Source organism: Spirosoma agri, from assembly GCF_010747415.1.
Classification (GTDB): domain Bacteria; phylum Bacteroidota; class Bacteroidia; order Cytophagales; family Spirosomataceae; genus Spirosoma; species Spirosoma agri.
Map to the genome: position 1 here is coordinate 1,401,294 of NZ_JAAGNZ010000001.1, position 24,786 is coordinate 1,426,079.

The following is a 24,786-nucleotide window of genomic DNA, read 5'->3' on the forward strand; positions in this document are numbered from 1 at the left end:
GGTCAATCGCCTGTGCAAGGCAATCGACCGGGTTTATTATGGTAACCCAGAGAAGGTATTCGCGTTGGTTACGCGTTTTGCTTCATCCGGATGATGTTCAGAGCGGCACCCGCCTTGAACCACTCGATCTGACCCTGGTTATAGGTATGATTGACCAGGAACTCATCGGTAGTGCCATCGGCATGGTGAAGAACGATTTCCAGCGGACGACCTGGCGCGAATTCCGTCAGACCTTCGATGTCGATGGTATCGTCTTCCTGAATCTTGTCGTAATCGGCAGGGTTCGCGAAGGTCAAGCCCAACATACCCTGTTTTTTCAGGTTCGTTTCGTGGATTCGGGCGAATGAACGCACCAGAATGGCCCGAACGCCAAGGAAGCGAGGTTCCATGGCCGCGTGCTCACGGGATGAACCCTCACCATAGTTCTCGTCACCAACCACAATTGAGCCAATACCCGCTGCTTTGTAGGCCCGTTGTACAGCGGGTACTTCGCCATATTCGCCGGTGAGTTGATTTTTAACGGTGTTGGTCTTCTCGTTGTAGAAGTTGACCGCGCCGATCAGCATGTTGTTGGAGATATTGTCCAGGTGGCCACGGTATTTCAACCACGGACCCGCCATCGAAATATGGTCGGTCGTACACTTGCCTTTCGCTTTGATCAGCAGTTTCAAACCCATCAGGTCAGTACCTTCCCAGGGGGTGAACGGAGCCAGTAATTGCAGACGATCTGAGGTTGGGCTAACGATAACCTGCACCGACGAACCATCTTCTGCCGGAGCCTGATACCCAGCGTCGTCAACAGCATAGCCATTGATTGGCTGCTCGATTCCCTGTGGTTCATCAAGCATGACCTGCTCACCTGCTTCGTTGGTAAGCGTGTCAGTCATCGGGTTGAACGTCAGGTCACCCGCGATGGCCAGCGCCGTTACGATTTCGGGCGAGGCTACAAAAGCGTGTGTGCTGGCGTTACCATCATTCCGTTTGGCGAAGTTCCGGTTGAACGAGGTAATGATAGAGTTCTTCCGGGTAGGATCGTCCATGTGACGCGCCCATTGTCCGATGCAGGGACCGCAGGCATTGGCCAGAACGACACCACCAATTTTATCGAACGTGTTCAGAATGCCGTCGCGCTCAGCCGTGAAGCGAACCAGTTCCGAACCGGGCGTAACCGTGAATTCAGCTTTGGTTTTCAGATTCTTGGCCGTCGCCTGAGCCGCTACCGAAGCCGAACGGGTCATGTCTTCGTAGCTGGAGTTAGTACATGAGCCGATCAGACCAACGTCGAGTTTAGCAGGCCAGTTGTTTTCTTTTACCGCTTTGGCAAAGTTCGACAGGGGCCAGGCCAGATCCGGGGTAAACGGACCGTTGATGTGTGGCTCAAGCGTGTTGAGGTCAATTTCGATCAACTGGTCGTAGTACGAAGCAGGATCAGCGTAGACTTCTTCATCAGCCCGCAGGTCAGCTTTCACGGCGTTGGCTGCTTCGGCGATATCAGCCCGGCTGGTCGCTTTCAGGTAATCGGCCATTTTCTCATCATAGGCAAAAATCGAAGTGGTAGCTCCAATCTCAGCACCCATGTTACAGATCGTGCCTTTACCCGTAGCAGACAGACTTTCTGCGCCTTCGCCGAAGTATTCAACGATACAGCCCGTACCACCTTTCACGGTCAGGATACCAGCTACGCGCAGAATCACGTCTTTTGCCGATGCCCATCCGCTCAGTTTGCCGGTCAGTTTTATACCGATCAATTTCGGCATTTTCAATTCCCAGGCCAGACCCGCCATAACATCGCAGGCATCGGCACCACCGACCCCAATAGCGATCATACCTAAACCACCCGCGTTTGGCGTGTGCGAATCGGTACCGATCATCATTCCGCCTGGAAACGCGTAGTTTTCAATAACAACCTGGTGAATGATACCTGCGCCGGGTTTCCAGAAGCCAATGCCGTATTTGTTCGAAATAGACGACAGGAAGTCATATACTTCTTTGTTTTTGCTCTTGGCGATGTCCAGATCCTGTACAGCACCTACTTCGGCCTGGATAAGGTGGTCGCAGTGAACCGTTGATGGAACGGCTACCTGGGGCCGACCCGCCTGCATGAATTGCAGGAGCGCCATTTGCGCTGTTGCATCCTGCATGGCTACACGGTCGGGCGCAAAGTCCACATAGGCCTTACCTCGCTCAAACGCCTGCGTGGGTCGGGACGCCGAATCGGTTCCGGCAAAAAGGTGGCTGTACAAAATCTTTTCCGACAGGGTCAGCGGTTTGCCCACTGCCTTCCGGGCTGCTTCGACGCGCTCGCCGAGGTTAGCGTAAACGCGCTGAATCATGTCTAAATCAAAAGCCATAGCAAATAGGATAACGGGGTTACTAAAAAGTGTACTCTATAGAAAGAACCATTGAATCCACAAAATGGATTCCAGTTTGCGGGTCAAAATTAGAAGATTCTGTCTCGTTTTGGAAATTATCTGACAATGAGTCGCTAGAGTATTGATAAAGATGCAAACAGTTTGGCCATTTCGTAGGTTTGCTGGATGCAAAGCAATAAACAGATTGCTTTGCCATTCTACTTGTAAACACCGTGTACATTCTGGCCAAGCTAAGCTATCTTGCGCTGAAATCGTACGCATAGACACCTGATTTTATGATTAAAAAGAACGCTTTACTTTCTTTTGCAGCCTTACTGGCACTGGGAATGACCCTGACGTCCTGCAAGGATGAGGAAAACCCGACGACGACGCCAACCGCATCGACAACAACCCGACTGGTTGCCACCCTGAATGGGGCCAGTGAGAAACCTACGTCAACGACATCGGCAGCTACGGGTAATTTTGTTGGCGACCTGAACACGACGACGCGGGTGCTTAGCTACACGGTTACGTATACGGGTCCGTTTTCATCCTCGCTGACAGGTGGTCATTTACACCGGATTAACGCGGCCAATGGCACCGGACCCGTCGATATTCCATTTACGAGTCTTACATCCCCAATTACGGGTACAACCGCTGCACTGGCCCAAACAAAGGTCGATAGTATGTTAAACGGATTCTATTACGCGAACCTGCATACATCGCTTTATGCTAACGGTGAGATTCGCGGGGATATCAAGAAGCAGTAAATTGTTGACCGGATTGTTGTACCGGGAGACCGCTGTGGAACAAGAGTTTATGCTCTTCTCTACAGCGGTCTCTCATTGTTTTTTGGCTATGCGTTTCGTAACCAGTTACAGCTTCCGATACATGATATACGCGTTGGTTAGTCCATTTTGCTTGTGATTGAAGGCGTCCGGAACTTCACCGATTATCGTAAATCCCAGCTTTTGCCACAGGCGCACGGCCCGCTCGTTACTTTTGACGACACAATTGAACTGCATGGCTTTGTAGCCAAGTCGTTTCGCTTCGACCAGCGAAAATTCACCCATAGCCCTTCCAACGCCTTGTCCTGATGCCGTCCCCAGCGTCATGTACGAGCCATTGGCAATGTGCGCGCCAAGTCCGGGCTGGTTATCTTTGAGGATAAACGTTCCGACCACGTTGCCGTCTATACTAGCGACGTACGTGTGTTTATCGGGCCCACACCAATACGTCAGCATTTGTGCTTTCGATGATTTCGGATCGAACACGTAGGTATCTCCCGCCGAAATCACGGGCTGAATAATTGCCCAAATCTGATCATTGTCGGCAGGTACTACTTCTCTGATGTCAATCATACTCCGCTCTTTATAAATTACGTTTGGTCAAAAATCGGCAGCGGATTCAGCGGACTATTGATGAAATCATTCGTCATCGGTTTGATAAAAACGCTGCGAAAAACAAAGACCGTCGATCCAATCCGCTTTCCTGCCGTTTCCTTTTGCAATACTAGTGATTCACGCTATAAGCTCCGAGTTAGAGCCGTTCGAACCACGCCATAAGGTAGGGAAGAAGCGAGTCTTGTTAGGATTTCTTCGACTCTGATGGAGTCGGTTGACGTTACACATGTTCAGGACTACATCCATCTATTATTTTGACTATACAGCTCTTCGCCGAATAATACTTTTGTTTGATTTGTTGGTATTCTACTTGTGCCAAACTTATAGTATATTATTGATTTGTTAACAAACGAGCGGTACGCCTGATCGCTGGTGATGTACATCTATATTTGCAGCCCTATTGCTGAACAAGGTATTCATTTACAAGTCGTAGTTCAGGGCGTGATCTACAAATTTGGTTAGTCTATCTGCAAAAGTCTGTTTTTGCATTTTTCTTAGTATTTTTACTTTTTTTCTACTAGTTACGTCCTCAAGTGAATAGTGCCACCAAAAAGAATTTTGCTACTTATCACCCAATCTTACACGTATGACGCTTTTTTACGTTTCTCCTCCATTGACGAGAAAATGGAGTGTATTATGTTGCTTCCTCCTGGCAACTGGCCTGTTAAACGCTGAGGGGAAAACCCCTGCTGCAAGTACGCACTATGCTGTGAGTGAGAAGCCATCAGCGGAGATCACGATCAGCGGACGAATCACCGATGCGACGACCAACGAAGCACTCGCCGGGTGTAATGTCGTCCTGAAAGGCACGCAAAAGGGGACAACTTCCGATGCGAACGGCGATTACAGAATTGTCGTGCCCGATGGGAATGCCGTGCTAGTCTTTGGCTTTATCGGCTTTGTCTCCCAAGAGATACCGGTAGGGGGTAAAAGCACGATCAATGTCTCGTTGAAAGCGACCGCCAACGAACTCTCTCAGGTTGTCGTTATCGGTTACGGCAGTGCTTCCCAGAAGGACATGACCGGTGCGGTGAAATCCATCAAGAGCACTGATTTTAACCGGGGTATCATCAATTCGCCCGAACAGCTTTTGCAGGGTAAAGTGGCTGGTGTCAACGTAACGTCCGCCAGTGGCGAACCGGGCGGCACGCAGAATATTACCGTTCGCGGTCCGGGTGGGGTTCGTACCGGCAGTACACCCCTTTTCGTGTTGGATGGTATTGCGCTGGATAATTCCAGTACGGGTGGTGCTACCAATCCCCTGAATTTTTTGAATCCACAGGATATCGAATCGATCGATGTGCTGAAAGATGCGTCGGCGACGGCTATTTATGGTTCGCGCGGTGCTAATGGAGTAGTGTTGATCACGACGAAAAAAGGGAAGGCTGGCTCATCGACGTTTACGATTTCGTCCAGCCTGGGTATTTCAACCATAGCCCGTGCCTTGCCCGTATTTTCTGCCGATGAATACCGGACCCAGGTTCCGGCGGTAGGCGGTGTCCTGGAAGATTTCAAAGGATCGACCGACTGGCAAAAGGAAGTAATGCGGACTGCGTACACCCAGAACCACAACATATCGTTCGGCGGTGGGGCCAATAAACTAACCTACTACGGTTCGTTCGGGCTGCAAAGTCAGGAAGGGATTCTCAAAAACAGTAAACTTGACCGGTACACAGGACGGCTCAATCTATCGCAGAAGTTTCTGGATGATCGGCTTAGTCTCGACGTTAACCTGAACGCTACCTACACGCTGAACAAACGGCCACCGACCGAATCGCTAATCGGCGGAGCGATCTCGACAAACCCAACGATACCCGCTTACGATACGGATGGAACGCCGTTCAAATACCAGGCCGGCACGAACCCACTCATTACGCTGGCGCTGCAAAAGGATATCACGACCATCAACCGGACCATTGCCAACTTTTCGCCTTCGTTCAAGATTACCAAGGATCTGGTATACAAGCTGAACCTCGGCGTCGATAATTCGAGCGGGGTGCGGGATCTGGAGCAGTTGCCCAACACTGTTCCCCTGATCGATGGACGGCTCGAATCGATTTATACCACGAACCGGAACCTGCTGGTCGAGAACTATTTCACCTACACGCTGGCGAAACAGGATCATAACCTGACGGCTTTGCTGGGGCATTCATACCAGAAGATCTTTGTGCAGGAACGTCGGTCCAGCATCAACAAATTTCCGATTTCGCCGATCGATCCGATTTATAACCCCGGCTTAGGGCAGGAACTCACGCTGACAAACAACCGGCCCACCGGATTTGCTACGGAAAATGAGTTGCAGTCGTTTTTCTCCCGGGTTAGCTACAACTACAAAGAAAAATACCTGATGACCGCCACGGTACGCGCCGATGGATCGTCGAAATTTGGGGCTAACAACAAATACGGGGTTTTCCCATCGCTCTCGGTTGGCTGGCGGCTTTCGGAAGAAGCCTTCCTGAAATCGGGACCCTTCACCGACCTGAAACTTCGGGCGGGATGGGGACAAACGGGTAACCAGGAGATCCCGTCTAAAATCACCCAGGCATTGTTCACATCTCAGGTGTCGGCCACCGCGAGTTATCCATTGGCTGCTACAGGATCTTACCCCGCCGGAACGTCGTATACGCGTCTTGCCAATCCGGACATTCAGTGGGAAGTCTCGTCGCAAACCGATCTTGGTTTAGATTTCGCCCTGTTCAAAGGTGCGTTGTCGGGCTCGGTCGATTATTTCCGGAAAGTGTCCAGCAACATCCTGCTTGAGGTTATCCCATCGGACCCCGTTCAACCGGCGGGTACGTTCTGGACCAACGTGCCAAACATGGCCATTACCAACCAGGGTGTTGAAGTGGATCTGAATTACCGGTATGCGAGCTTAAGTGGCTTCCGGTTCGACGTTGGCGGAAACATTACGTTTATCCAGAATGAGGTCAAAAATTCGCCGTATACCGTCATTCCGTCGGGTAATGCGTCGGGTTCGGGCCTGACATCGGCCACCATCAATGGGTATGTCAATGGTCAACCCATCGGAACGTTCTTCCTGAAAGAATTCATCGGACTCGATGACAAGGGAATCAGCCAGTTCCGGGATGTCGACGGCGATGGTATCATCACGGATAAAGACCGGGTTGCAGTGGGAAGCGCGCTCCCGACAAAGCAGTTCAACATCCACAGTACGGTTGCCTACAAAGGATTCGATTTGACGGTTAATTTCAATGGCGTATCGGGCAACAAGATTTATGACAACACGGCCAACGCAAACTTTTATAAACTGCGCTTGTCGAAAGGACTGAATACGACGCCTGAGGCTCTCCAATACCCGAACGAATCCATCAATAACTCGGCCCCGGTGTCGAGCCGTTACCTGAAAACGGGTTCGTTTTTTCGTCTGAATAACGTGTCGCTGGGCTACAACCTCAATCCAAAAATCATTGGCATGAGCAAGTGGATCACTGGCGTTCGACTGTCGGCTACGGGGCAGAACCTGTTTGTGATCACGAAATACGACGGGTATGATCCGGAGGTAAACACCACCGACCGGAACGTCAACGGCATATCGTCGTACGGCATCGATTACCTCAGCTATCCAAAAGCCAGAACGTTTGTTTTGGGCCTGAACCTTACGTTTTAAGCAAAGAAAGTCATGAAAAAGAAATTCATTTCCATGCTGGCGCTGGTTAGCATGCTGTTCATATATGGTTGTACCAATCTGACCGAAAACGTACTCGACGAAGCCTCGGTGGCAGGTCTGTCTAGTCGGCAGGCCGCTGATGGAATCCTGGCTCCCGTCTATGCCCGGCTCCCGGATATTTTCCTGCATACCAACTATTTCAATATCCAGGAGATTTCGACCGACGAAGCCATTCTGCCGTATCGGGGTGGCACCGACTGGGGTGATAATGGGATCTATCTGGCTATGCACCAGCACACGACGACCAGCACCGATCCCAATCTGAACAACACCTGGAACCTGATTCTGCAAGGCGTATCGCGATCCATTACCGCGATCAACACGCTGCCGACGCTGAACGATGCGGTTACCAAAACCTATCTGGCCGAAGCAAGAGGTATGCGCGCTTATTATTCGATGCTGACGCTGGACTTGTTCGGGGTTGTTTTCGTGAAAGACGACGTAGGTGCTACGTCGACCATTCTCCGTGGCGATCAGGCGGTGGAATATATCAAAAGTGAACTGCTGGCGGTAGAGCCGAATCTGGAAACGACCGTTGGCCCTGGCCGATTGACAAAAGGGGCGGTTTGGGGCCTGTTGGCTCGTTTATACCTGAACGCAGCCGTTTATCGTGATCGCTACGCAGCTCAGTTCACGTTCAAGTCGGAAGACATGGACAAGGTGATCGAGTACACGGACAAGATTATTTCGTCGGGTCAGTACCAACTGTCGAGAGACTTTTTCTCAATTTTCAACTCCGATAATCATGATAACAAAGAGTTGATCTTTGCTGTCGATCAGCGGGCCGATCTGAACGGCCATAACCGGATGGCTTATTTCTCAATCTCGGGTGATCAGTTTCCGATACCGGCTTATCCACTTGCCAACGGTACCGACGGGCCGGGAATTACGCCTGATTACTACCAGAGCTGGGCCAAAGCGTATGCGCCGAAAGACCCGTCGGTTGATCCACGTTTTTATAAGCAGAATTTGACGATCTACTCTAACCCAGCCGATTCGTGCGTGGCCGAAGCCGATTTCAACATCAACCGGGGCATCCTGCGCGGTCAGCAGTACGGGTTGATCCGGAGAAATGGCGTGTTTCTGAAATGTCCGGATGGTAAATACAAAGTGGGTAAACTCTTCAGCGATACCCGAAACCGACCTACGCTGGCCGTTAACTTCACGGAGCAAATTGACTTTTCCGTTGCGGGCAGCAATTACAACACGGGCTATCGGGTTGAGAAGTACGAGTTCAGCAAGAAATCAGTCAGTGGCCGGAATTTTGGCGAAGCGGACATCGTTATTCTTCGCCTGGCTGACGTGTATCTGATGCGGGCCGAGGCTAAACTCCGAAAGAGTGGTGATGCCGCCAGTGCCTTGGCCGACGTGAATACGGTGAGAGCCGCCCGAACAGCTACAACACCGCCACCTGCCTTGTCGGCTATGACGCTGGATCTCCTGTTCCGGGAGCGTGGCTTCGAGTTATACTGGGAAGCCCAGCGCCGTACCGATATGATCCGGTTTGGCAAGTATGAAGATACGTGGACCGAGAAAAGCAATTCGAACAAGATGAAGCGGCTTTTTCCAATTCCACAAACGGCTATCGACGGCGCGTCGAACCTGCCCGGTTATTTGATCCAAAACGAGAGTTATTAACTGGTCAATCAGTTGCATCAACAAAACAAAGCCGTACGCAGGATTAGCGTACGGCTTTGTTCGTTAACGACTATAGAGTAGGGAGTTTATAATTAACTTTTTACCGGTCGATCGTTGCTGTGTACTGCCTGATCATACAGAGACAGTAAATTATTCTTAGTATAATATTTCTCAGTTTCTTCCGTGTTCTATGCCGAGCTTCCCGTCTGTTTCGCCCATGAAGAATACAACCCGGTGTTGGTCTGACGGACTAAAAAAAGTAGGGGCATAGAGGTGAATGCAAACGGTTGCGGCAGCGTTTGCATAACGACTTACCACGATTTGGCTAGCATTTCGGGCCGTCCTTCTTTGAATAGTTGACTAATTCATATACTATTCTGTAAAAAAGCCAGTAGATGAGTGCGTCAGTACCATTGTCTGACTGATTCTTTGGGTTCTATATAGAGAGTCAGAATTGGACTTATCTGCGAATCACTGCCCGGCTTTACTTATTAACCAGTCATCAATTCATGCAGGTACGCTATGCTGTTGGCCCGAACGAAACCCGTACGTTTGATACGAGTATGCTTCGGGAAAATTTCCTTGTCGAAACGCTTTTCACGCCCGACACGGTGCAACTTTGTTACAGTCATTTTGATCGGGTCATTATCGGGGGAGCTATGCCGGTTAACGCTTCGGTTGCACTGACGACTTATGATGAGTTAAAGAGTGATTATTTTCTGCAACGTCGGGAACTAGGCGTAATCAATGTGGGTGGAGCCGGAACAATTACTGTCGATGACCAGACTTACGAATTAGGTAAGCTAGATTGTCTGTACATCGGTCGGGGAAGTCAGGTAGTAACGTTTGCCAGCCAGCAGGGCGATAATCCGGCCCTTTTTTATCTGTTGTCAGCTCCGGCTCATAGGAGCTATCCAACCAAGAAAGCCGCGCAGAGTGACGTCTTCTCGGCCCCGATGGGGTCAGCGGAAGGTGCCAACGAACGGGTAATTTACCGGTATATTCATCGCGACGGGCTGCCAAGCTGCCAGCTGGTGATGGGCCTGACGATTTTGAAACCCGGTAGCGTCTGGAACACGATGCCTGCCCACGTTCACGACCGCCGAATGGAAGCCTATTTTTACTTCGACCTCGACCCGGCACACCGCATTGTTCACCTCATGGGACAGCCAACCGAAACCCGGCACCTCCTGGTGGCAAACCATCAGGCAGTGGTATCGCCCCCGTGGTCTATTCATTCGGGCTGCGGAACGACGAATTACTCGTTCATCTGGGGCATGGCGGGTGAAAATATGGACTACGCCGATATGGATATGACGGCCATTGCTGACTTACGATAATACCAATTGATTCTAAACCACCCTTTTCATGAGACAATACCTGCTTGCTTTTTTTATCTGTCTTACATGTTCTGCCTTTGCCCAGACACCAATCGATGTTGACAAGGAGTTCGCTTTTGCGGCCCAGCAGTACGAGCGGATGCTAAAAACGCATCCGGATACGACGAAGTTTCCGCAATCCACCAACCCCGACGGCAGTATCCGTGATATGAAATCGGACTGGTGGTGCAGTGGCTTTTTTGGCGGATCGCTCTGGTATATTTTCGAACGGACCAAAGCGCCAAGTTGGAAAGAAGCTGCTAACAAGTGGTCGATGGCGGTCGCTAAAGAACAATACAATACCGGCACGCACGACCTGGGCTTTATGCTCTATTGCCCGTTTGGCAATGGCTATCGGCTGACGAAAAATAATGCCTACAAACCTATTATGATCACCGGGGCCAAATCACTGGCGACACGTTTTGATCCGAAAGTGGGCCTGATAAAATCCTGGAACAAATTTCAGAGCTATACCTATCCGGTGATCATCGATAACATGATGAATCTGGAGTTTTTGTTCTGGGCCGCAAAGGAGTCGGGGAACAAGCAGTTGCGCGACATCGCGATAACGCACGCTGACAATACGCTGAAAAACCACTTCCGGCCCGATTACAGCAGCTTTCACGTTATTTGCTACAATCCCGACGGAACCGTGGCCGCGAAAAAAACGGCGCAGGGGGCTGCCGATGGTTCGGCGTGGGCGCGTGGACAGGCATGGGGACTTTATGGCTATACGGTCATGTACCGCGAAACGAAAGATAAAAAATACCTGGATCAGGCCCGCCACATCGCTGATTTTTACCTGAACCATCCCAATTTACCGGCTGACAAAATTCCGTACTGGGACTTCAACGCGCCCAACATTCCGAATGAGGAGCGTGACGCATCGGCAGGGGCAATTGCTGCCTCGGCACTTCTCGAACTGGCAACCTATGGTGGTCCATCAGCCAAAACTTACTATCAGTCGGCCGTGAACATGCTGCAAAGTCTGGCCAGTCCGGCATACAAGGCCAATCTGGGGGAGAATAACAACTTTATTTTGAAGCACAGTGTGGGTAACAAACCAGGAAAAAGCGAGATCGATACACCGTTGATTTACGCCGATTACTATTTTCTGGAAGCCCTTCTGCGCTACGATGCCTTGCGGAAAAAGCCAGCATTCAAGTCGTAGGTGGTTCGTTTACTTTCCGCTAGCGACCTGATAAATGGAATGGGTGGGATGCTGTATCTCGAAGATACGGCATCCCACCCATTCCATTTATCAGGGTAATAAATTCGCTACTAACTACGCCAGTTCAAAGGAGTAAGTAATCTCCGCCGAAGAACTGAACTGGGCTGTTGCCGAGCAGTATTTATCCATCGACAGATCGATGGCCCGTTTGACTTTGTCCGCATTCAGTTGACCTGTCAATAAATAGGTAATATGAATTTTTTTGAAAGGTGCTGGTGTCGCATCTTTCTCACGCATACCGTCGATTTTCAGCCTAAAGTCGTCAATGACCTGTTTCTGTTTTTGAAGGATCAGAATTACATCAATGGCCGTGCAGCCAGCTAACCCCATCAGCAGCATTTCCATGGGTCTTGCGCCCGCGTTATGTCCACCAATGTCCGTTGCTGCGTCGATGTGCTGGGTCACTCCTGACTTTCCAACGGCCTCAAAATGGAAGGCATCATCGACCCGAACGAGTTCAACTTGCATGGTATTAAATTCCTGAACGGCGTCAACTGGTTGTGAATCAAGCATGGTACTTTTTGCGTTTGTAGCGTATAGTTCGTATTTTCACCGCACGGGCTGCCCCGTAGCCCAAAGAACCAAAAACATGTCCGAGAAATTCACCGACGATCTTTTTGATCTAAAAAATGACAGGCGGTTGAGCGCTTATCTCTACCGGGCGGGTTTCGGCTGCTGGTTGCTGTACATTGTGTCGGGTGCCCCGTTCATGCAGTCGCTGAAAATGTACCGAACAGATTTCGGCGTTTTCTCCTTCTTTCTGATGGTTATGGGGCTGTCGGCCTCCATGATCTACGATTATTACCACCATCCGGGCGAATTTGCTCAGAAGAAAAAATGGCTGGCTTTTAGCTATCTGGTGCTTGCCGTGCTGGTTTATTTCTTCATTCTCCACAATGAGCCCCTGTCACTGGGCCACATCTTCACGCAAGGATTATTTTAATTTAGTGATGCTCAATACCGGTGGTGCCGCATTGATCGGTCGCTTATCGGTTATAGCCTAATGCCACGAAACGGTACACGGACAGGGGCGTTTCTAAAAACAAAAACGGGTACTGATCTTTTCATGTATTTTAATTTGTAATAAATCTAAACAAGCGTACCTTTGCCCGCGTAATCAACTCGCACGAATGACTGCCGAATTCAATTTTTCCGGGTCGCTTGTTTCTCTCAATGAACAAAAGCCACTACTTCAGGCGAATCCTTTTATGGGTCATGAGTGTGTGCTGAAAAAGTGTTGCAAGAAGTACAAAAAAGGAAAGCGCTGTAAAAAGTGCCCCGAAGACTAGGTTCTTTTTTTGCCAGCGAACAGCCTTCCAGGTTTTCCATCTACGTGTCGGATCGGGAACCCATTGCCCCGCTTCGTTGTCATTACGATAGATGCATCTCTATCTTCATATTCCCTTCTGTAAGCAAGCCTGCCACTACTGCGACTTTCATTTTAGCACTAATTTAAGCCAGAAGTCTATTCTGGTTGATGCCATCTGCGCCGAAATCACTCTCCAGAAGGATTTTCTTCCCGATAAGATGCTGGAGACAATTTACTTTGGTGGGGGCACACCTTCGTTGCTCACCGAATCAGAACTGGCGCAGATCGTTGAGACAGTTCATACTCAGTTTACCGTTGCGCCAACGGCTGAAATTACGCTCGAAGCCAATCCCGACGATTTGAACGCGGAGAAACTTAATCTGCTACGCCGATACGTCAATCGTTTGAGCATTGGTATTCAGACGTTTGATGAGACAACACTCCGTTGGATGAATCGGGCGCACACCGCTGTTGAAGCCGAATCCTGCGTTCGGCTGGCGCGTGAGGCTGGGTTTGACAACATGAGCGTCGATCTGATTTACGGGATACCCGATCAGGCTGTTTCCGCTGGAAGTATGACGCTTTGGCAAACTGATCTGCAGAAGATGCTTGCCCTCGATGTGCCTCATCTGTCAGCTTACGCACTGACCATTGAACCCGATACAGCATTCGGTCGCTGGAAGCAGAAAGGGAAATTGCCAATGGTTGACGAAGATCTGGCGGCAGATCAGTTTGAGCAGCTGATAAAGGCACTCACAGGCGCGGGCTACGAACACTACGAAATCTCGAACTTTGCGAAGCCCGGTCAGTACGCCCGGCACAATACGGCTTATTGGCAACGGAAACCCTATTTAGGCATTGGTCCGAGTGCGCATTCCTATACGGGTTTCAGCCGGCAGTATAACATCGCCAATAATACGCGGTACGTATCTGCAATTCAACAGGGTAGGGTGCCTGCTACGATTGAACGGCTGACCGTAGCCGATCAGGTCAATGAGTATTTGCTAACGGGTCTCCGAACAAAATGGGGATGCTCACTCAGCGAATTGACTGCATTACTGGGTACTGATTTTACACAGACGCAAGCCCGCGATCTTGACGACATGTACACGTCTGGCTGGCTTACTCGCGATGCAGATACGCTACGCTTAACCGACGCGGGGAAACTCTTCGCGGATCGAGTTGCTTCGTCTTTGTTTGTTGACTAAACACAAACCGATAAAATCGGTAGAATGCCTGCTTTATGACGACCACCTTTCTCCGAGTTCGCTGAACAATCGGTTTTTTGGTATTTTTGGGGTATGAGCGATTGGATTCGGGGAGCGGTTTTGGTTGGTTTGGTTACGATTATCCTCGGACAGGCCGTGCAGGCTCAGCCTATGCCGCCGGGATCGACTAGTCCTTCTCCATCCGATCAGCAGGGTATTCGCGAAGGCCGATTCATTGGCGTTCTGATCGGAACCGCTGCTTTTTACACCGTTACGCTGTTGATGCTTCGCAAGCAGTGGTACAAGAAAAAAGTGCCATTTCACTCTTTCAACGATAACCGCGAGTGGCTACAGATGGACAAAGTAGGCCATGCGGCTACCGCTTATTCGATGAGTCGGGGTGGTTACGAACTAATGCGCTGGAGTGGTGTCGATGAGCGAGCCAGTATCTTGACGGGCGGTTTGGTGGCCTTGCTGTTTCAGACAACGCTTGAAGTATTCGACGGCCACGCTGAAGGCTGGGGCTTCTCCAAAGGCGATATGATTGCCAACGTGGCCGGAACGGCACTGTTCGTTGGACAACAATACGGATCGGGCCAGCAAGTAGTTAGTCTAAAGTACGGGTTCCGCAAAACAATTTTCCCGCCTTATCGCCCGAATGTGCTTGGCCGCACGACCGGGGTGCAGATGCTAAAAGACTATAATGGTCAGCAATATTGGTTGTCGGTAAATCTGGCATCTGTGCTCCCGGTGGGTCCGTCGTTTCCGCGCTGGCTGAATCTGGACGTTGGCTACAGCGGGAGTGGCATGATTGGCGGTCATGAGAATCCACCCATGTTCGACAAAGAGGGGAAAGCGATTAAGTTCGAGCGATACCGACAGTTTTTCATCTCGCCCGACGCGGACCTATCGCGGATCAGCACGTTTAGTCCGTCCTTACAGCGATTCATTGGAACCGCTCAGTTTTTCAAAATACCCGCCCCCTCTCTGGAGTTTAACCGAATGAAGAGCCTTCGGTTTCACCCACTTCTCCTGCCGAAAGAATGAGTTGGATAAGTCGGAAAAAAATGGGGTAAACCGCTAAGTGAGCCCGTTTTCGATACGCTCACCTGGCTGTTTACCCCAATTAGTCAGTAAGAAAACTACCGGCGACCGCCACCGATGTCAAAACCAACTTTAACGCCTAAGTACGCGTTTTCGCTGGTGATCGTAGCGTTTGCCAATTTGTTCTCTGTGGTTGGTGCTGCGTTGTATTCAACGGCTGCTACAAAATGTCCCGCTTTGATACCGCCCCGGATCATACCACCGAATTTGGTGTCGCTAACAAACGTGACGTCCTGGTTCGTTTGACCATTGTTGATCACAACCGTACCCGCCGAACCGATGCTGTATAGTCCAACGCCTACGCCAAGAAACGGACGGATGCCGCCTTTACCAAACAGATAATTTCCTGTCAGTAAGTACGAGCTGAAAGCACCTACGTCGCCGGTTGATGTGTTGCCATTGTATACAACACCACGTGCTACGACGGCTGCCTCAAGGCGCAAGCCAAGATCGAAGTTGTCGCTAAGACCATATTTAGGCTCTACGGCAAACAGAACACCTCCTGATACACCTGAAGTCAGAGGCTTCGCGTAACCAATCGAGACATTGACTTTGAATGGTTTGTACTCCTGAGCAGATGCTGAGAACCCAACGAGAACGAACAGAGCGAATAAAATGCGTTTCATAACAAAAAGTAAATAGTGAATGGTGAATAAATGATTAGCTGTATAATTAAATACACGCAACTAACTGGTAAACGCAGTATACTGTTTGGCTCAAATTGAACAAAATTTTACTGCATTGTTAACTAGGCTATCATTTCACGGGTAAACTGTCCGGCTTATTTATCTAAACACGTCGTGTATACTTCTGATACTAAATGGGTTAATTCATCTCACCCGGTACGATCATGATACCTCTCTAACGATTCTAACCGAGCACAATTAATTGACTACGACGACTGACTACCTGCGTCATTTGTGCGAAGTCAATACAGATCATCACACTAGAAATTGCGCTTCGAGTTCACGCTCATCAGAAAAGGTAATTTTCCACAACGGCGTGTATTGTTTGTGATGCTACACTCATCTGTTCATCTAATAAAGCCAGAACCAGCGCCGTCATCACTTTAGATCACCGGTCACTGGCCCAGCTGATTGGGTTGATTGCTTCCAGATCACCATTCGCTCACTTTAATCTGCACAATCGATGGACTAACTTTTTTGGCTACCTTTACGACCGTATTCGAGTATGCGTCCAGCAGGGGAGCATCCTAGTGACTCGCCCCTCCGGGTCGCAAAACCGGATCGAAAATTGCTACAAATTATGTACTCATCCGATTGATTCATGTGAAGACTTAATCTGCATTAGCTTTGTTCAGTACAATTTGGTTCTACAATATCCGTCATTAATACGACAGTTTGTCATTTTAGTGGCTGTCAGGTTCTATATTTACAACGTTGAACTACCGGTTTGGTTAGATAATACAAGAAGGCGAGAGCTGAATCAGACAATTTGACATATGAGTTTTGAGGAGTACCTTGTTCAGAAAAAAATAGATAGCAATCAATTTCTAGCCAGTGAACCAGCGCGATACGCTGAATGGAAGCATGTGTTTAACCAGATGCATCCAGAAAGCTTTACCGTTCAGAAGAAATTTATGTTAAACGATACTCGGAAAAAGTATCTTGCTAGTTAATAATGTGTAGGCAATCTGATGGTCATTTTGCCCTTTATTATTACCCTACCTCTTTATTTGTTATGAGTATTACGCTAGGAGAACTTCGTGGAACGACAGACGCAATGGTTTATGCCTTGAAAGGCCAGGGCCTGGGTGACAGCGATGCTTTACTGGAAGCTACTAAAACTCCGCAGGATCGTAAAGCATTGGCAACAACCACGGGCATCGATCAGGCTTTATTACTTAGTCTGGCCAATCGGGCCGATCTCGCCAGAATTAAGGGCATTGGCCGGGTTTACAGTGACTTGATGGAAGAAGCCGGTGTTGATACCGTAGTCGAACTAGCCCAGCGGTCGGCTGTCAATCTGCACGCTAAGTTGATTGAAATAAATAGTAAAAGGCAGTTTACCCAGCGGCCACCCTCCGTAGAGCAAGTGACTGATTTTGTGGAACAGGCCAAAGGGCTGCCCAGGATGCTGGACTACTAATGGCAAAAAAAGAGTCTGATACGAATCAGACTCCGTAGTGTGCTGGGCAAGAACAATGGGTTCATGTGTTGTTCTTGCCCAGTGTCTTTATACCTGTGGCTCTCTACTACCGGGTTCCCGCAAATAGCTACTTAGTTTTTCTTCGAGTTCAGACAGCGTCAGGTTTGTTAACAACTCGCCATTGAGGGCAAGGGTAAGCCTACCGCTCTCTTCCGATACGGCAATGATGGCCGCGTCAGTAGCCTCGCTCATACCCAATGCAGCCCGGTGCCGGAAGCCAAGTGCCGAGGGTAGTTCATCGTCATCAGATACGGGTAAGATACAACGGGCTGATTGTATTCGGCCATCGCTAATAATAACCGCGCCGTCGTGCAACGGGCTATACTGGCTAAAAATTGCTAGCAGCAGGGGCTTTGACACTTCAGCATCGATTGACTCACCCGACTTGACAAACTTTTCGAGATCGTCATTTTTGCGAATAGCGATCAGACCTCCCGAAAATTCAGCGCTTAATACTTTGCAGGCATCCAGAATAGGGCGGAGGGACGTAGTCGGTTCCGGTACTCCCGGCTGCCGCAGAAGCCAACGCCGAAGCCATCGGCTGTTGGCCACGTTGGTTGATTTACCAATGAGCAACAGAAAACGTCGAATTTCCTGCTGAAATATAATGATCAGCGCCAAGGCACCCACACTGATGAAGTACTCCAGAATAGTTGTCAGCAGGTTCAGACCGAACGCTTTGACGAGTAAATAGGCGAGGTAGACCAGCAGATAGCCTACAAATACCCGGCTCGCAACGCTACCACGAACAAGGTTATAAATTTGGTAAATGAGCAGGGCAACCAGTAAAATGTCGAGCAGGTCGAGCCAGCCGACATCCAGAAAGCCTAAGTGGAAGGCCAGCATGTGTGAACAGATAATGGTTTGGGTTTAACAATAAACAGATTACGGTGTATAGTTTACTCAATAAAGTCAAAACAATTCCGACTGTTTAGCGAGAATGCTTTATATCAGCGTCGACAACGTATCAGTCGTTGTTCATGGGGGGAACTACTCGTAGTGTCATTGAGGAGACGGACTATGCCAATCCTCGATTACGATTGTTTGACCTTCTAACGCTATGTACGTCTCTGGAAAAATGGGTCTGGCTTCTTCCGTAAACAAGTCGTATTGCTTGTACCGCGACGAGAAATGACCAATCAATAAGCGCCCAACTTCGGCTTTGGCCGCCATCATAGCTGCCTGTTTAGCCGTAGAGTGATACACTTCGGCTGCACGCTGCGCATTATCCTCCAGAAACGTAGCCTCGTGATACAGCAAATCGACGTTCTTCAACTGAGGGATCAGTGCTTCGACATAGCGGGTGTCGGAGCAAAATGCGTAGGAGCGGGCAGGTAACCCTGGTTCCGTTACGTCGTCTGCCGCGTGAAGAATCGCTCCTTCATCGTTAAGAATATCGTGCCCTTCTTTCAGCAGCTTTAGGTACTGCACCGGAATGTCATCGGGCAGCCGCTCGCGAAGTAGCTTTCTGGGATGGGGTTTTTCCCGAAACAAATACCCCGAACAGTCGATCCGGTGCTGAAGTGGAATCGATTCGACAGTCAACTGCGGGTGATCGAGCAACAGTGTTGCTGTTTCGGGATCAACGGGTTGGAAATGAAGTCGATAACCAAGCCGCGAATCAGACACCCGGAATATGGTTGTCAGCACTTCGTCCAGACCTCGAGGCCCAAACAGAAACAGATCTTCGGTTCTGCCGGACAGATTCATTGTCGAGAGTAAGGGCGGTAAGCCAAAGTAATGATCGCCGTGGAGATGGGAAATGAAAATGTACCGAAGCTTGCCGGATTTTATTTTCTGCTCGATTAGTCGAAGCTGCGTTCCTTCGCCACAGTCGATCAGCATGTAGTCGTTACCAACCGTAAGTAGCTGAGCGGTTGGATGATAGCGCAGCGATGGCGCAGCAGAACCCGCTCCCAACACCGTGAGGGAAAAGAGCGGATTCGCGGATTTATGATTTGGCTCGTGGCCTGAAGTGTTACTGTTAATCGGCATCCCGGCTGATGCTTCCCCCTGCGTCGTACTCATCGTCATTCTCACTGCGAAAATCGTTCTCCAATTCGTTCATGAACACGGCATCAACGGCTTCTTCTACCGTAGGCAGAATCGTCAGATCACTGATCGTGGCCGCGTCCAGAAACGCTATCAATTCATCATTCTTTGTAACTAACACCAATAGACCGAGTTCGTTGGAACATTGCCGGTTTATTTTCCGAATGGTGCTGATACCTGCCTGATCTACTGATTGAAGAGGTGTTACGTCGACAATGATATTGCTGTATCCCGATCGGAACAACGTGCGGCTTAAGGTTTCAAAATCGGTGGCAATGTCGTCACTAAACTCGCTGTCTGCCAATCGAATAAGGGCATATTGTTCGTTTTTTTCAATGGTGTAATTCATGAAAAGGACTGGTTTCGGGTTTCCGGATTTTTTATGGGGAAAGAATAAATAGTACGTGTTCGTTGGTCGGTGGCTTACTTCACTCAGACACCCTGAAGCAGATCACACCGCCTAACGTATAGCTGAGTTATCAACTTACCAGATTAAATTGGAAACTCAAGCGAAAAATGATTTACCAGCCAACTCAATGCGCGTTAGCGGATCGAGTGTTAGATCGGCGGGTTGAAACTGTTGTCCGGTAACTGTCTCGAACAGCTCAATGTAGCGGGCCGATATTTGACCAACCCATTCGTCGGACATTGCCGGTACAACCTGTCCCGTTTTCCCCTGGAAACCATTGGCAATCAACCACTCCCGCACAAATTCTTTGGAAAGCTGTCTTTGTGGCTGATTGGCTTCCAGACTCGCCTTATAGGTGTCGGTGTAGAAATACCGGGATGAATCGGGTGTGTGCACTTCATCGATGAGATACACTTTCCCGTCGAGGTTCCCGAATTCGTATTTCGTGTCGACCAGAATCAGGCCGCGCTCTGCCGCCATAGCCGTACCGCGCTCGAATAGGGCCAGGGCGTACTGCTCCAGTTGACCGTAATCGGCTTCGCTAACGATACCTTGGCTTAGAATCTCTTTCCGGCTAATGTCTTCGTCGTGTCCTTCGTGAGCTTTGGTCGACGGGGTGATGATTGGTTCCGGAAGGCGATCATTTTCCCGAAGACCATCGGGCAGAGCAACGCCACACAGCGTTCGGTGGCCATCGCGATACTGCCGCCATGCATGACCGGCCAGATACCCACGGACCACCATTTCAACCGCGTAGGGTTCGCATTTCAGCCCCACACTCACATTGGGGTCGGGCGTGTCGAGGAGCCAGTTTGGAACGATGTCGGCTGTGGCCCGCAGGAAATAAGCGGCTGTCTGATTCAACACCTGACCTTTGTATGGGATAGGCCGCGGTAATACCACATCAAAGGCCGAAATCCGGTCTGATGCGATCATGACTAATTTGTCGGGGAATGAATAGACATCCCGCACTTTACCGCGGTAAAAACCCGTCTGGCCGGGGAATTGAAAATTGGTCTCCTGAATTGCGTTCATCTACGTTAATTTATAGTTTGTGGGTCGGTAGTGTGTTTTAACAGCCCTGACAGGCCAACCTACAGGCCGAAAACCATTACAATTTTTCAAGCACGATAGCGGAAGCGCCACCCCCTCCATTACAGATGCCGGCGACTCCATAACGGCCATTGTTTTGCTGGAGCACGTTGGTCAGGGTCGTCACGATCCGCGCACCCGAAGCGCCCAGCGGATGACCTAACGAAACGGCCCCGCCAAACACATTTAATTTTTCCTGAGGCACCTGCAAAATTTCGCTGAATGCCAACGGAACAACCGCAAAGGCTTCGTTCACTTCGAAGTAGTCGACATCCGTGGTTTTCAATCCGGCGCGTTCAAGAGCCAGCGGAACAGCTTTCGTCGGCGCCGTTGTAAACCATTGAGGTTCCTGCTCCGCATCGGCATAGGCCAGAATACGTGCCAGCGGCTTTAAGCCTAGCTCATCGGCTTTCCGGCGGCTCATGATCACCAATGCCGAAGCGCCATCACTGATTGGTGATGAACTGGCCGCTGTCACGGTCCCATTGGTGCTGAAAGCCGGTTTCAGCGTTGGAATCTTGTCGAAGTTGACATTGGTATATTCCTCATCTTCCTGGACAACTATCGTGCTTTTACGGCTAACCACCTCGATCGGGACAATTTCGGCATCGAACCGTTTCTGCTGCGTACTCGCGTCAGATCTGCGATATGACTGCACCGTAAAGGCGTCCTGCGATTCGCGGCTAATGGCGTACTTATCCGCGGTCTGATCGGCAAATACACCCATGGCACATTGGTCGTAGGCATCAACCAGGCCATCGCGGGCCAAGCCGTCCACCAGTTCAGCGTTCCCGTATTTATAGCCAAAACGTGCCTTGGGGACGTAGTAAGGTGTATTTGACATACTTTCCATCCCGCCGGCGATGACTATTTCGGCCTGACCCAGCTGAATGGCCTGAGCCGCCAGCATAATGGCTTTCGTGCCTGATGCACAAACCTTATTGATGGTTGTGCATGGAACAGTAGCGGGTAACCCGGCTTTTACAGCCGCTTGTTTAGCTGGTGCCTGGCCCAGGTTTGCCGAAACGACATTACCCATATATACTTCCTGCACCTGATCAGCAGAAATGCCCGCCCGCGTCAGCGCCCCTCGAATAGCGGCCGCCCCCAGGTCTGTTGCCGATAGGGTAGACAAAACACCGCCGAATGAGCCAATTGGTGTGCGAACCGCAGCGATAATTACGACTTCGTTCATAGTTTTTGTTGTTGATCAATGCTGGCGAACGCGTAATCGATCCGCTTGCTAGTTGACTGTCGATCTATAGTAGTTACCAGCGACTTTCATTCGTTTTTGTTTTTCCTGTCGGCTGTCTGGCCGAACGGGTCAACGCATAGGGAAGGTCATCTTCCTGCATCGCATCGAGCAGTTGAAGCGCCTGTTCTTCGCTGAGGTTCAGGCGTTGGAAGCGATGCAATAATTCATCCTGCCGGGCCGACCGTTCGACTTGCTGCCCACCCGAAGGACGGGGCTTATTTTCGTTATCGCGGTTTTGAGCGGATGCTTTCTGGCGCAGATTCGGCCCAGGAATTTTCCCGGAAAACCGTTTCTTTATTAACTCAAAATCGTACCGGGCAGGTTCGTTGTTTGGGTCTTCAAGTAAAGCCTGTTCGAAGAAAATCAGTGCAGAGGTACTATCCTGTTGCAGACAAGCTATGACACCCAATTGAGTAGCGGCTACCGTTCGTAAATCGGGTCGATCGGAATGAAGCAGCGCTTCGTATTGAGAACGTGCCTTGCCGTATCGTTTCAGGTGAAAATACGTATGACCAAGATTCAGGCGCACGCCCGGATCGATGCTGGTGGTGATTCGGCTCAAGTTGGCGTAAAGATGCATTGCACGCGTATAATCGCCCGCATTATAGGCCGCTTCGGACTCTTTCCGAACCTCATTGTTTCGAGAAATCTGGTTTAGCGACTGGGGCACGTCCCACCAAAGCCAGGCTGCTATAAATAAATAGATCATACGCTAGTAACGCATCCGTGGTCAAAAATAAGGCGAAACTTTGAGATGCGTTCATAGTCTGAATGTTCTTACTGTTACAATAAGGTCAAAGGCCAGTAGGACAAGCGCGGCCACTAGAAAATAAACGTACTTGTTCGTCGATATGGTCACGCTGTTTTGATCAAGCCGAATGCCCTGTTGAGCCATTAACGTACTTGCTATGTCGCGGATATATCGACCATCGGCATCGGCTTCAACGTATTGTCCACGGCTGTCCCGAGCCAGTTCCTGAAGAAAACCTCTATTCAAATGGCTTCGTACAATTTGCTGAGAGTTGTCACGAATAAAACCACGGCCATCGCGAATGGACGAACCGGCTTCGGTGCCAATGCCCACGGTCATGAGAAATAAACCAGCTGTTTTCAGGCTAGCGAGTTCAGTACGGTCGCAGGTGCCGAAATTTTCTCCGTCACTAAAGAGGACAAGTGCTTTCGGGTTAAAACGGGTGGATGAATCGGTTCGGAATTTCTGTGAAGCCAGGTCAAGAGCTACGCATAGGTCAGTACCACCCGCAGCGGCTTTACTCGTACGGATGTCACGGACAAACCGTTTGATCGCATCGTGATCAGCAGTCAGAGGTGATAGCACAAATGATTCGTTCGCTGTCAGAATCAAACCGAAGCGATCTAGGGGGAGCAGGTCGCAAAGTTGCTGTATGTCATATTTCACCCGCTCGAGTCGGGAAGGTACGGCATCGGTTGCATCCATTGAACGAGATATGTCGACCAGTAGATAAACGTCCCGTCCGGTCGTTGTCATCGTTTGCTCTACTTCACCAAAGGAGGGTCCCAGCAAAGCGATCAGTAATAACGTCAAATAGCTACTTCGTAAAAAAAACTTTGGAATAACGCCCCATGCCGATGTATTTAACTGCTTCGCCAGCCTGAACGTACGGAAAATGTACAGGCCATACAGAGCCAAAAACAACCCGACTAAAAAAAAATCTGTACTTGAAAATGAGTAAAGCCAATTCATGAAAATGGGTAATCAATCTGACAATGAACACGTTTCGTTTACTATCGTTTCGATTGTCAGTGCAAGGAAGGGACGAAAATAGCGATTCTAAAAAGATTTTTTCAATTAACTCTTGCGGCAACGAATGAATCCCCTTATCTTTGTGTCCCAATCATCCAGGAAATGGAGGAAAGGGCTACGGAGAGATGCCTGAGTGGCCGAAAGGAACAGTTTGCTAAACTGTCGTACTGGTAACGGTACCGAGGGTTCGAATCCCTCTCTCTCCGCAGGAGCAACCTATAACAGAGCTTCGTTTTAGTAGAAGATCAAGTAATAGAGCTCGTTTTTCGGGGTGTAGCGTAGCCCGGTATCGCGCCTGCTTTGGGAGCAGGAGGTCGTAGGTTCGAATCCTGCCACCCCGACACTAAAACCGCCCTCTTCACGTGAAGAGGGCGGTTTTTCTTTTTAGCCTTTCCTCGCGGACCGTCTTTTTGCAGCACAGTACGACTAACATCTGTCGTCAGCAATGAATTCTTTGGTTCATTGCTTATTGGGTCGCTGCCCAAATTCTGTTTTTGACTGTTCAGAAATATAGTAAGCTTATAGACATGTAACTATTGCTAGCTTCTATACGCGTTACGTGTTCCTCACGCGCTACGTATCTTCCAAGACATCAACTACATAGTGCGGCAACTTGCGTTTGTGGCTACGCTAATTTGTTACTCACCTAGAGGAATGATGCCTATAGACTATGATATAATAAAATTTCACTGCGAAAATCATAAATAGAGTGACA

The 24,786-nt window shown here is 49.6% G+C and carries 20 protein-coding genes and 2 tRNA genes; 11 read left to right on the forward strand and 11 right to left on the reverse strand.

Features of this window, described 5'->3' with window-relative positions:
- Window positions 1-68 precede the first annotated feature (68 nt).
- Entirely contained in the window at window positions 69-2,351 is a 2,283-nt protein-coding gene (locus tag GK091_RS05760) for an aconitate hydratase (protein WP_164035647.1), read from the reverse strand.
- A gap of 296 nt (window positions 2,352-2,647) precedes the next feature.
- Here GK091_RS05760 and GK091_RS05765 point away from each other — a divergent pair, with 296 nt between their 5' ends.
- On the forward strand, window positions 2,648-3,121 hold the full coding sequence (locus tag GK091_RS05765; protein WP_170312627.1) for a CHRD domain-containing protein: 474 nt from the start codon (window positions 2,648-2,650) through the stop codon (window positions 3,119-3,121).
- Between the two features lie 105 nt (window positions 3,122-3,226).
- Here GK091_RS05765 and GK091_RS05770 read toward each other — a convergent pair whose 3' ends face one another.
- Window positions 3,227-3,712, reverse strand: a complete 486-nt coding sequence (locus tag GK091_RS05770) for a GNAT family N-acetyltransferase (protein ID WP_164035648.1) — start codon at window positions 3,710-3,712, stop codon at window positions 3,227-3,229.
- Window positions 3,713-4,340: 628 nt separating this feature from the next.
- Between GK091_RS05770 and GK091_RS05775 the strand changes: the two genes are divergently transcribed.
- From GK091_RS05775 to GK091_RS05790, 4 genes are all read left to right on the forward strand, one after another.
- Window positions 4,341-7,382 carry a SusC/RagA family TonB-linked outer membrane protein gene (locus GK091_RS05775; RefSeq protein ID WP_164035649.1) on the forward strand — a complete coding sequence of 1,014 codons (3,042 nt, stop codon included), beginning with the start codon at window positions 4,341-4,343 and terminating at the stop codon, window positions 7,380-7,382.
- A gap of 12 nt (window positions 7,383-7,394) precedes the next feature.
- Window positions 7,395-9,080 carry a RagB/SusD family nutrient uptake outer membrane protein gene (locus GK091_RS05780; protein WP_164035650.1) on the forward strand — a complete coding sequence of 562 codons (1,686 nt, stop codon included), beginning with the start codon at window positions 7,395-7,397 and terminating at the stop codon, window positions 9,078-9,080.
- A gap of 509 nt (window positions 9,081-9,589) precedes the next feature.
- Window positions 9,590-10,420: a 5-dehydro-4-deoxy-D-glucuronate isomerase gene (kduI, locus tag GK091_RS05785; RefSeq protein WP_164035651.1), complete on the forward strand. Its 831-nt coding sequence runs from the start codon at window positions 9,590-9,592 to the stop codon at window positions 10,418-10,420.
- Window positions 10,421-10,448: 28 nt separating this feature from the next.
- Window positions 10,449-11,630, forward strand: a complete 1,182-nt coding sequence (locus tag GK091_RS05790) for a glycoside hydrolase family 88 protein (protein ID WP_164035652.1) — start codon at window positions 10,449-10,451, stop codon at window positions 11,628-11,630.
- 114 nt (window positions 11,631-11,744) lie between these two features.
- On the opposite strand, the gene GK091_RS05795 is transcribed toward GK091_RS05790, so the two are convergent.
- Entirely contained in the window at window positions 11,745-12,203 is a 459-nt protein-coding gene (locus GK091_RS05795; RefSeq protein ID WP_164035653.1) for an OsmC family protein, read from the reverse strand.
- Between the two features lie 76 nt (window positions 12,204-12,279).
- Between GK091_RS05795 and GK091_RS05800 the strand changes: the two genes are divergently transcribed.
- The 3 genes from GK091_RS05800 (at window position 12,280) to GK091_RS05810 (ending at window position 15,254) form a co-directional block, all read left to right on the forward strand.
- Window positions 12,280-12,633, forward strand: coding sequence for a hypothetical protein (locus tag GK091_RS05800; protein WP_164035654.1), 354 nt, complete (start codon window positions 12,280-12,282; stop codon window positions 12,631-12,633).
- A gap of 437 nt (window positions 12,634-13,070) precedes the next feature.
- Window positions 13,071-14,207: a radical SAM family heme chaperone HemW gene (hemW, locus tag GK091_RS05805; protein ID WP_164035655.1), complete on the forward strand. Its 1,137-nt coding sequence runs from the start codon at window positions 13,071-13,073 to the stop codon at window positions 14,205-14,207.
- Between the two features lie 93 nt (window positions 14,208-14,300).
- Entirely contained in the window at window positions 14,301-15,254 is a 954-nt protein-coding gene (locus tag GK091_RS05810; RefSeq protein WP_164035656.1) for a DUF2279 domain-containing protein, read from the forward strand.
- Window positions 15,255-15,349: 95 nt separating this feature from the next.
- Here GK091_RS05810 and GK091_RS05815 read toward each other — a convergent pair whose 3' ends face one another.
- Window positions 15,350-15,937 (reverse strand): hypothetical protein, encoded by a 588-nt coding sequence (locus tag GK091_RS05815; RefSeq protein WP_164035657.1) that lies wholly within the window; start codon window positions 15,935-15,937, stop codon window positions 15,350-15,352.
- Window positions 15,938-17,012: 1,075 nt separating this feature from the next.
- Here GK091_RS05815 and GK091_RS05820 point away from each other — a divergent pair.
- Window positions 17,013-17,420, forward strand: a complete 408-nt coding sequence (locus GK091_RS05820) for a DUF4332 domain-containing protein (protein WP_164035658.1) — start codon at window positions 17,013-17,015, stop codon at window positions 17,418-17,420.
- Between the two features lie 87 nt (window positions 17,421-17,507).
- Here GK091_RS05820 and cdaA read toward each other — a convergent pair whose 3' ends face one another.
- From cdaA to GK091_RS05855, 7 genes are all read right to left on the reverse strand, one after another.
- On the reverse strand, window positions 17,508-18,326 hold the full coding sequence (gene cdaA, locus GK091_RS05825; RefSeq protein ID WP_164035659.1) for a diadenylate cyclase CdaA: 819 nt from the start codon (window positions 18,324-18,326) through the stop codon (window positions 17,508-17,510).
- Between the two features lie 156 nt (window positions 18,327-18,482).
- Complete coding sequence (locus tag GK091_RS05830; protein ID WP_164035660.1) at window positions 18,483-19,508, reverse strand: ribonuclease Z; 1,026 nt, start codon at window positions 19,506-19,508, stop codon at window positions 18,483-18,485.
- Window positions 19,465-19,881 (reverse strand): STAS domain-containing protein, encoded by a 417-nt coding sequence (locus GK091_RS05835; protein ID WP_164035661.1) that lies wholly within the window; start codon window positions 19,879-19,881, stop codon window positions 19,465-19,467. The genes GK091_RS05830 and GK091_RS05835 overlap by 44 nt, the downstream gene beginning before the upstream one ends.
- A 156-nt stretch (window positions 19,882-20,037) precedes the next feature.
- Window positions 20,038-20,976 carry a phosphoribosylaminoimidazolesuccinocarboxamide synthase gene (locus tag GK091_RS05840; protein WP_164035662.1) on the reverse strand — a complete coding sequence of 313 codons (939 nt, stop codon included), beginning with the start codon at window positions 20,974-20,976 and terminating at the stop codon, window positions 20,038-20,040.
- Window positions 20,977-21,052: 76 nt separating this feature from the next.
- Window positions 21,053-22,228, reverse strand: a complete 1,176-nt coding sequence (locus tag GK091_RS05845; protein ID WP_164035663.1) for an acetyl-CoA C-acyltransferase — start codon at window positions 22,226-22,228, stop codon at window positions 21,053-21,055.
- A gap of 73 nt (window positions 22,229-22,301) precedes the next feature.
- Window positions 22,302-22,997 carry a tetratricopeptide repeat protein gene (locus tag GK091_RS05850; protein WP_164035664.1) on the reverse strand — a complete coding sequence of 232 codons (696 nt, stop codon included), beginning with the start codon at window positions 22,995-22,997 and terminating at the stop codon, window positions 22,302-22,304.
- 51 nt (window positions 22,998-23,048) lie between these two features.
- The gene (locus tag GK091_RS05855; protein WP_164035665.1) at window positions 23,049-24,011 is read right to left on the reverse strand and encodes a vWA domain-containing protein; all 963 of its coding nucleotides are present in this window, start codon (window positions 24,009-24,011) and stop codon (window positions 23,049-23,051) included.
- Window positions 24,012-24,190: 179 nt separating this feature from the next.
- Here GK091_RS05855 and GK091_RS05860 point away from each other — a divergent pair.
- Together GK091_RS05860 and GK091_RS05865 are read left to right on the forward strand one after the other, a co-directional pair.
- A tRNA-Ser gene (locus GK091_RS05860) sits at window positions 24,191-24,277 on the forward strand.
- Between the two features lie 61 nt (window positions 24,278-24,338).
- Window positions 24,339-24,412: transfer RNA gene (locus GK091_RS05865), tRNA-Pro, on the forward strand.
- Window positions 24,413-24,786 lie beyond the last annotated feature (374 nt).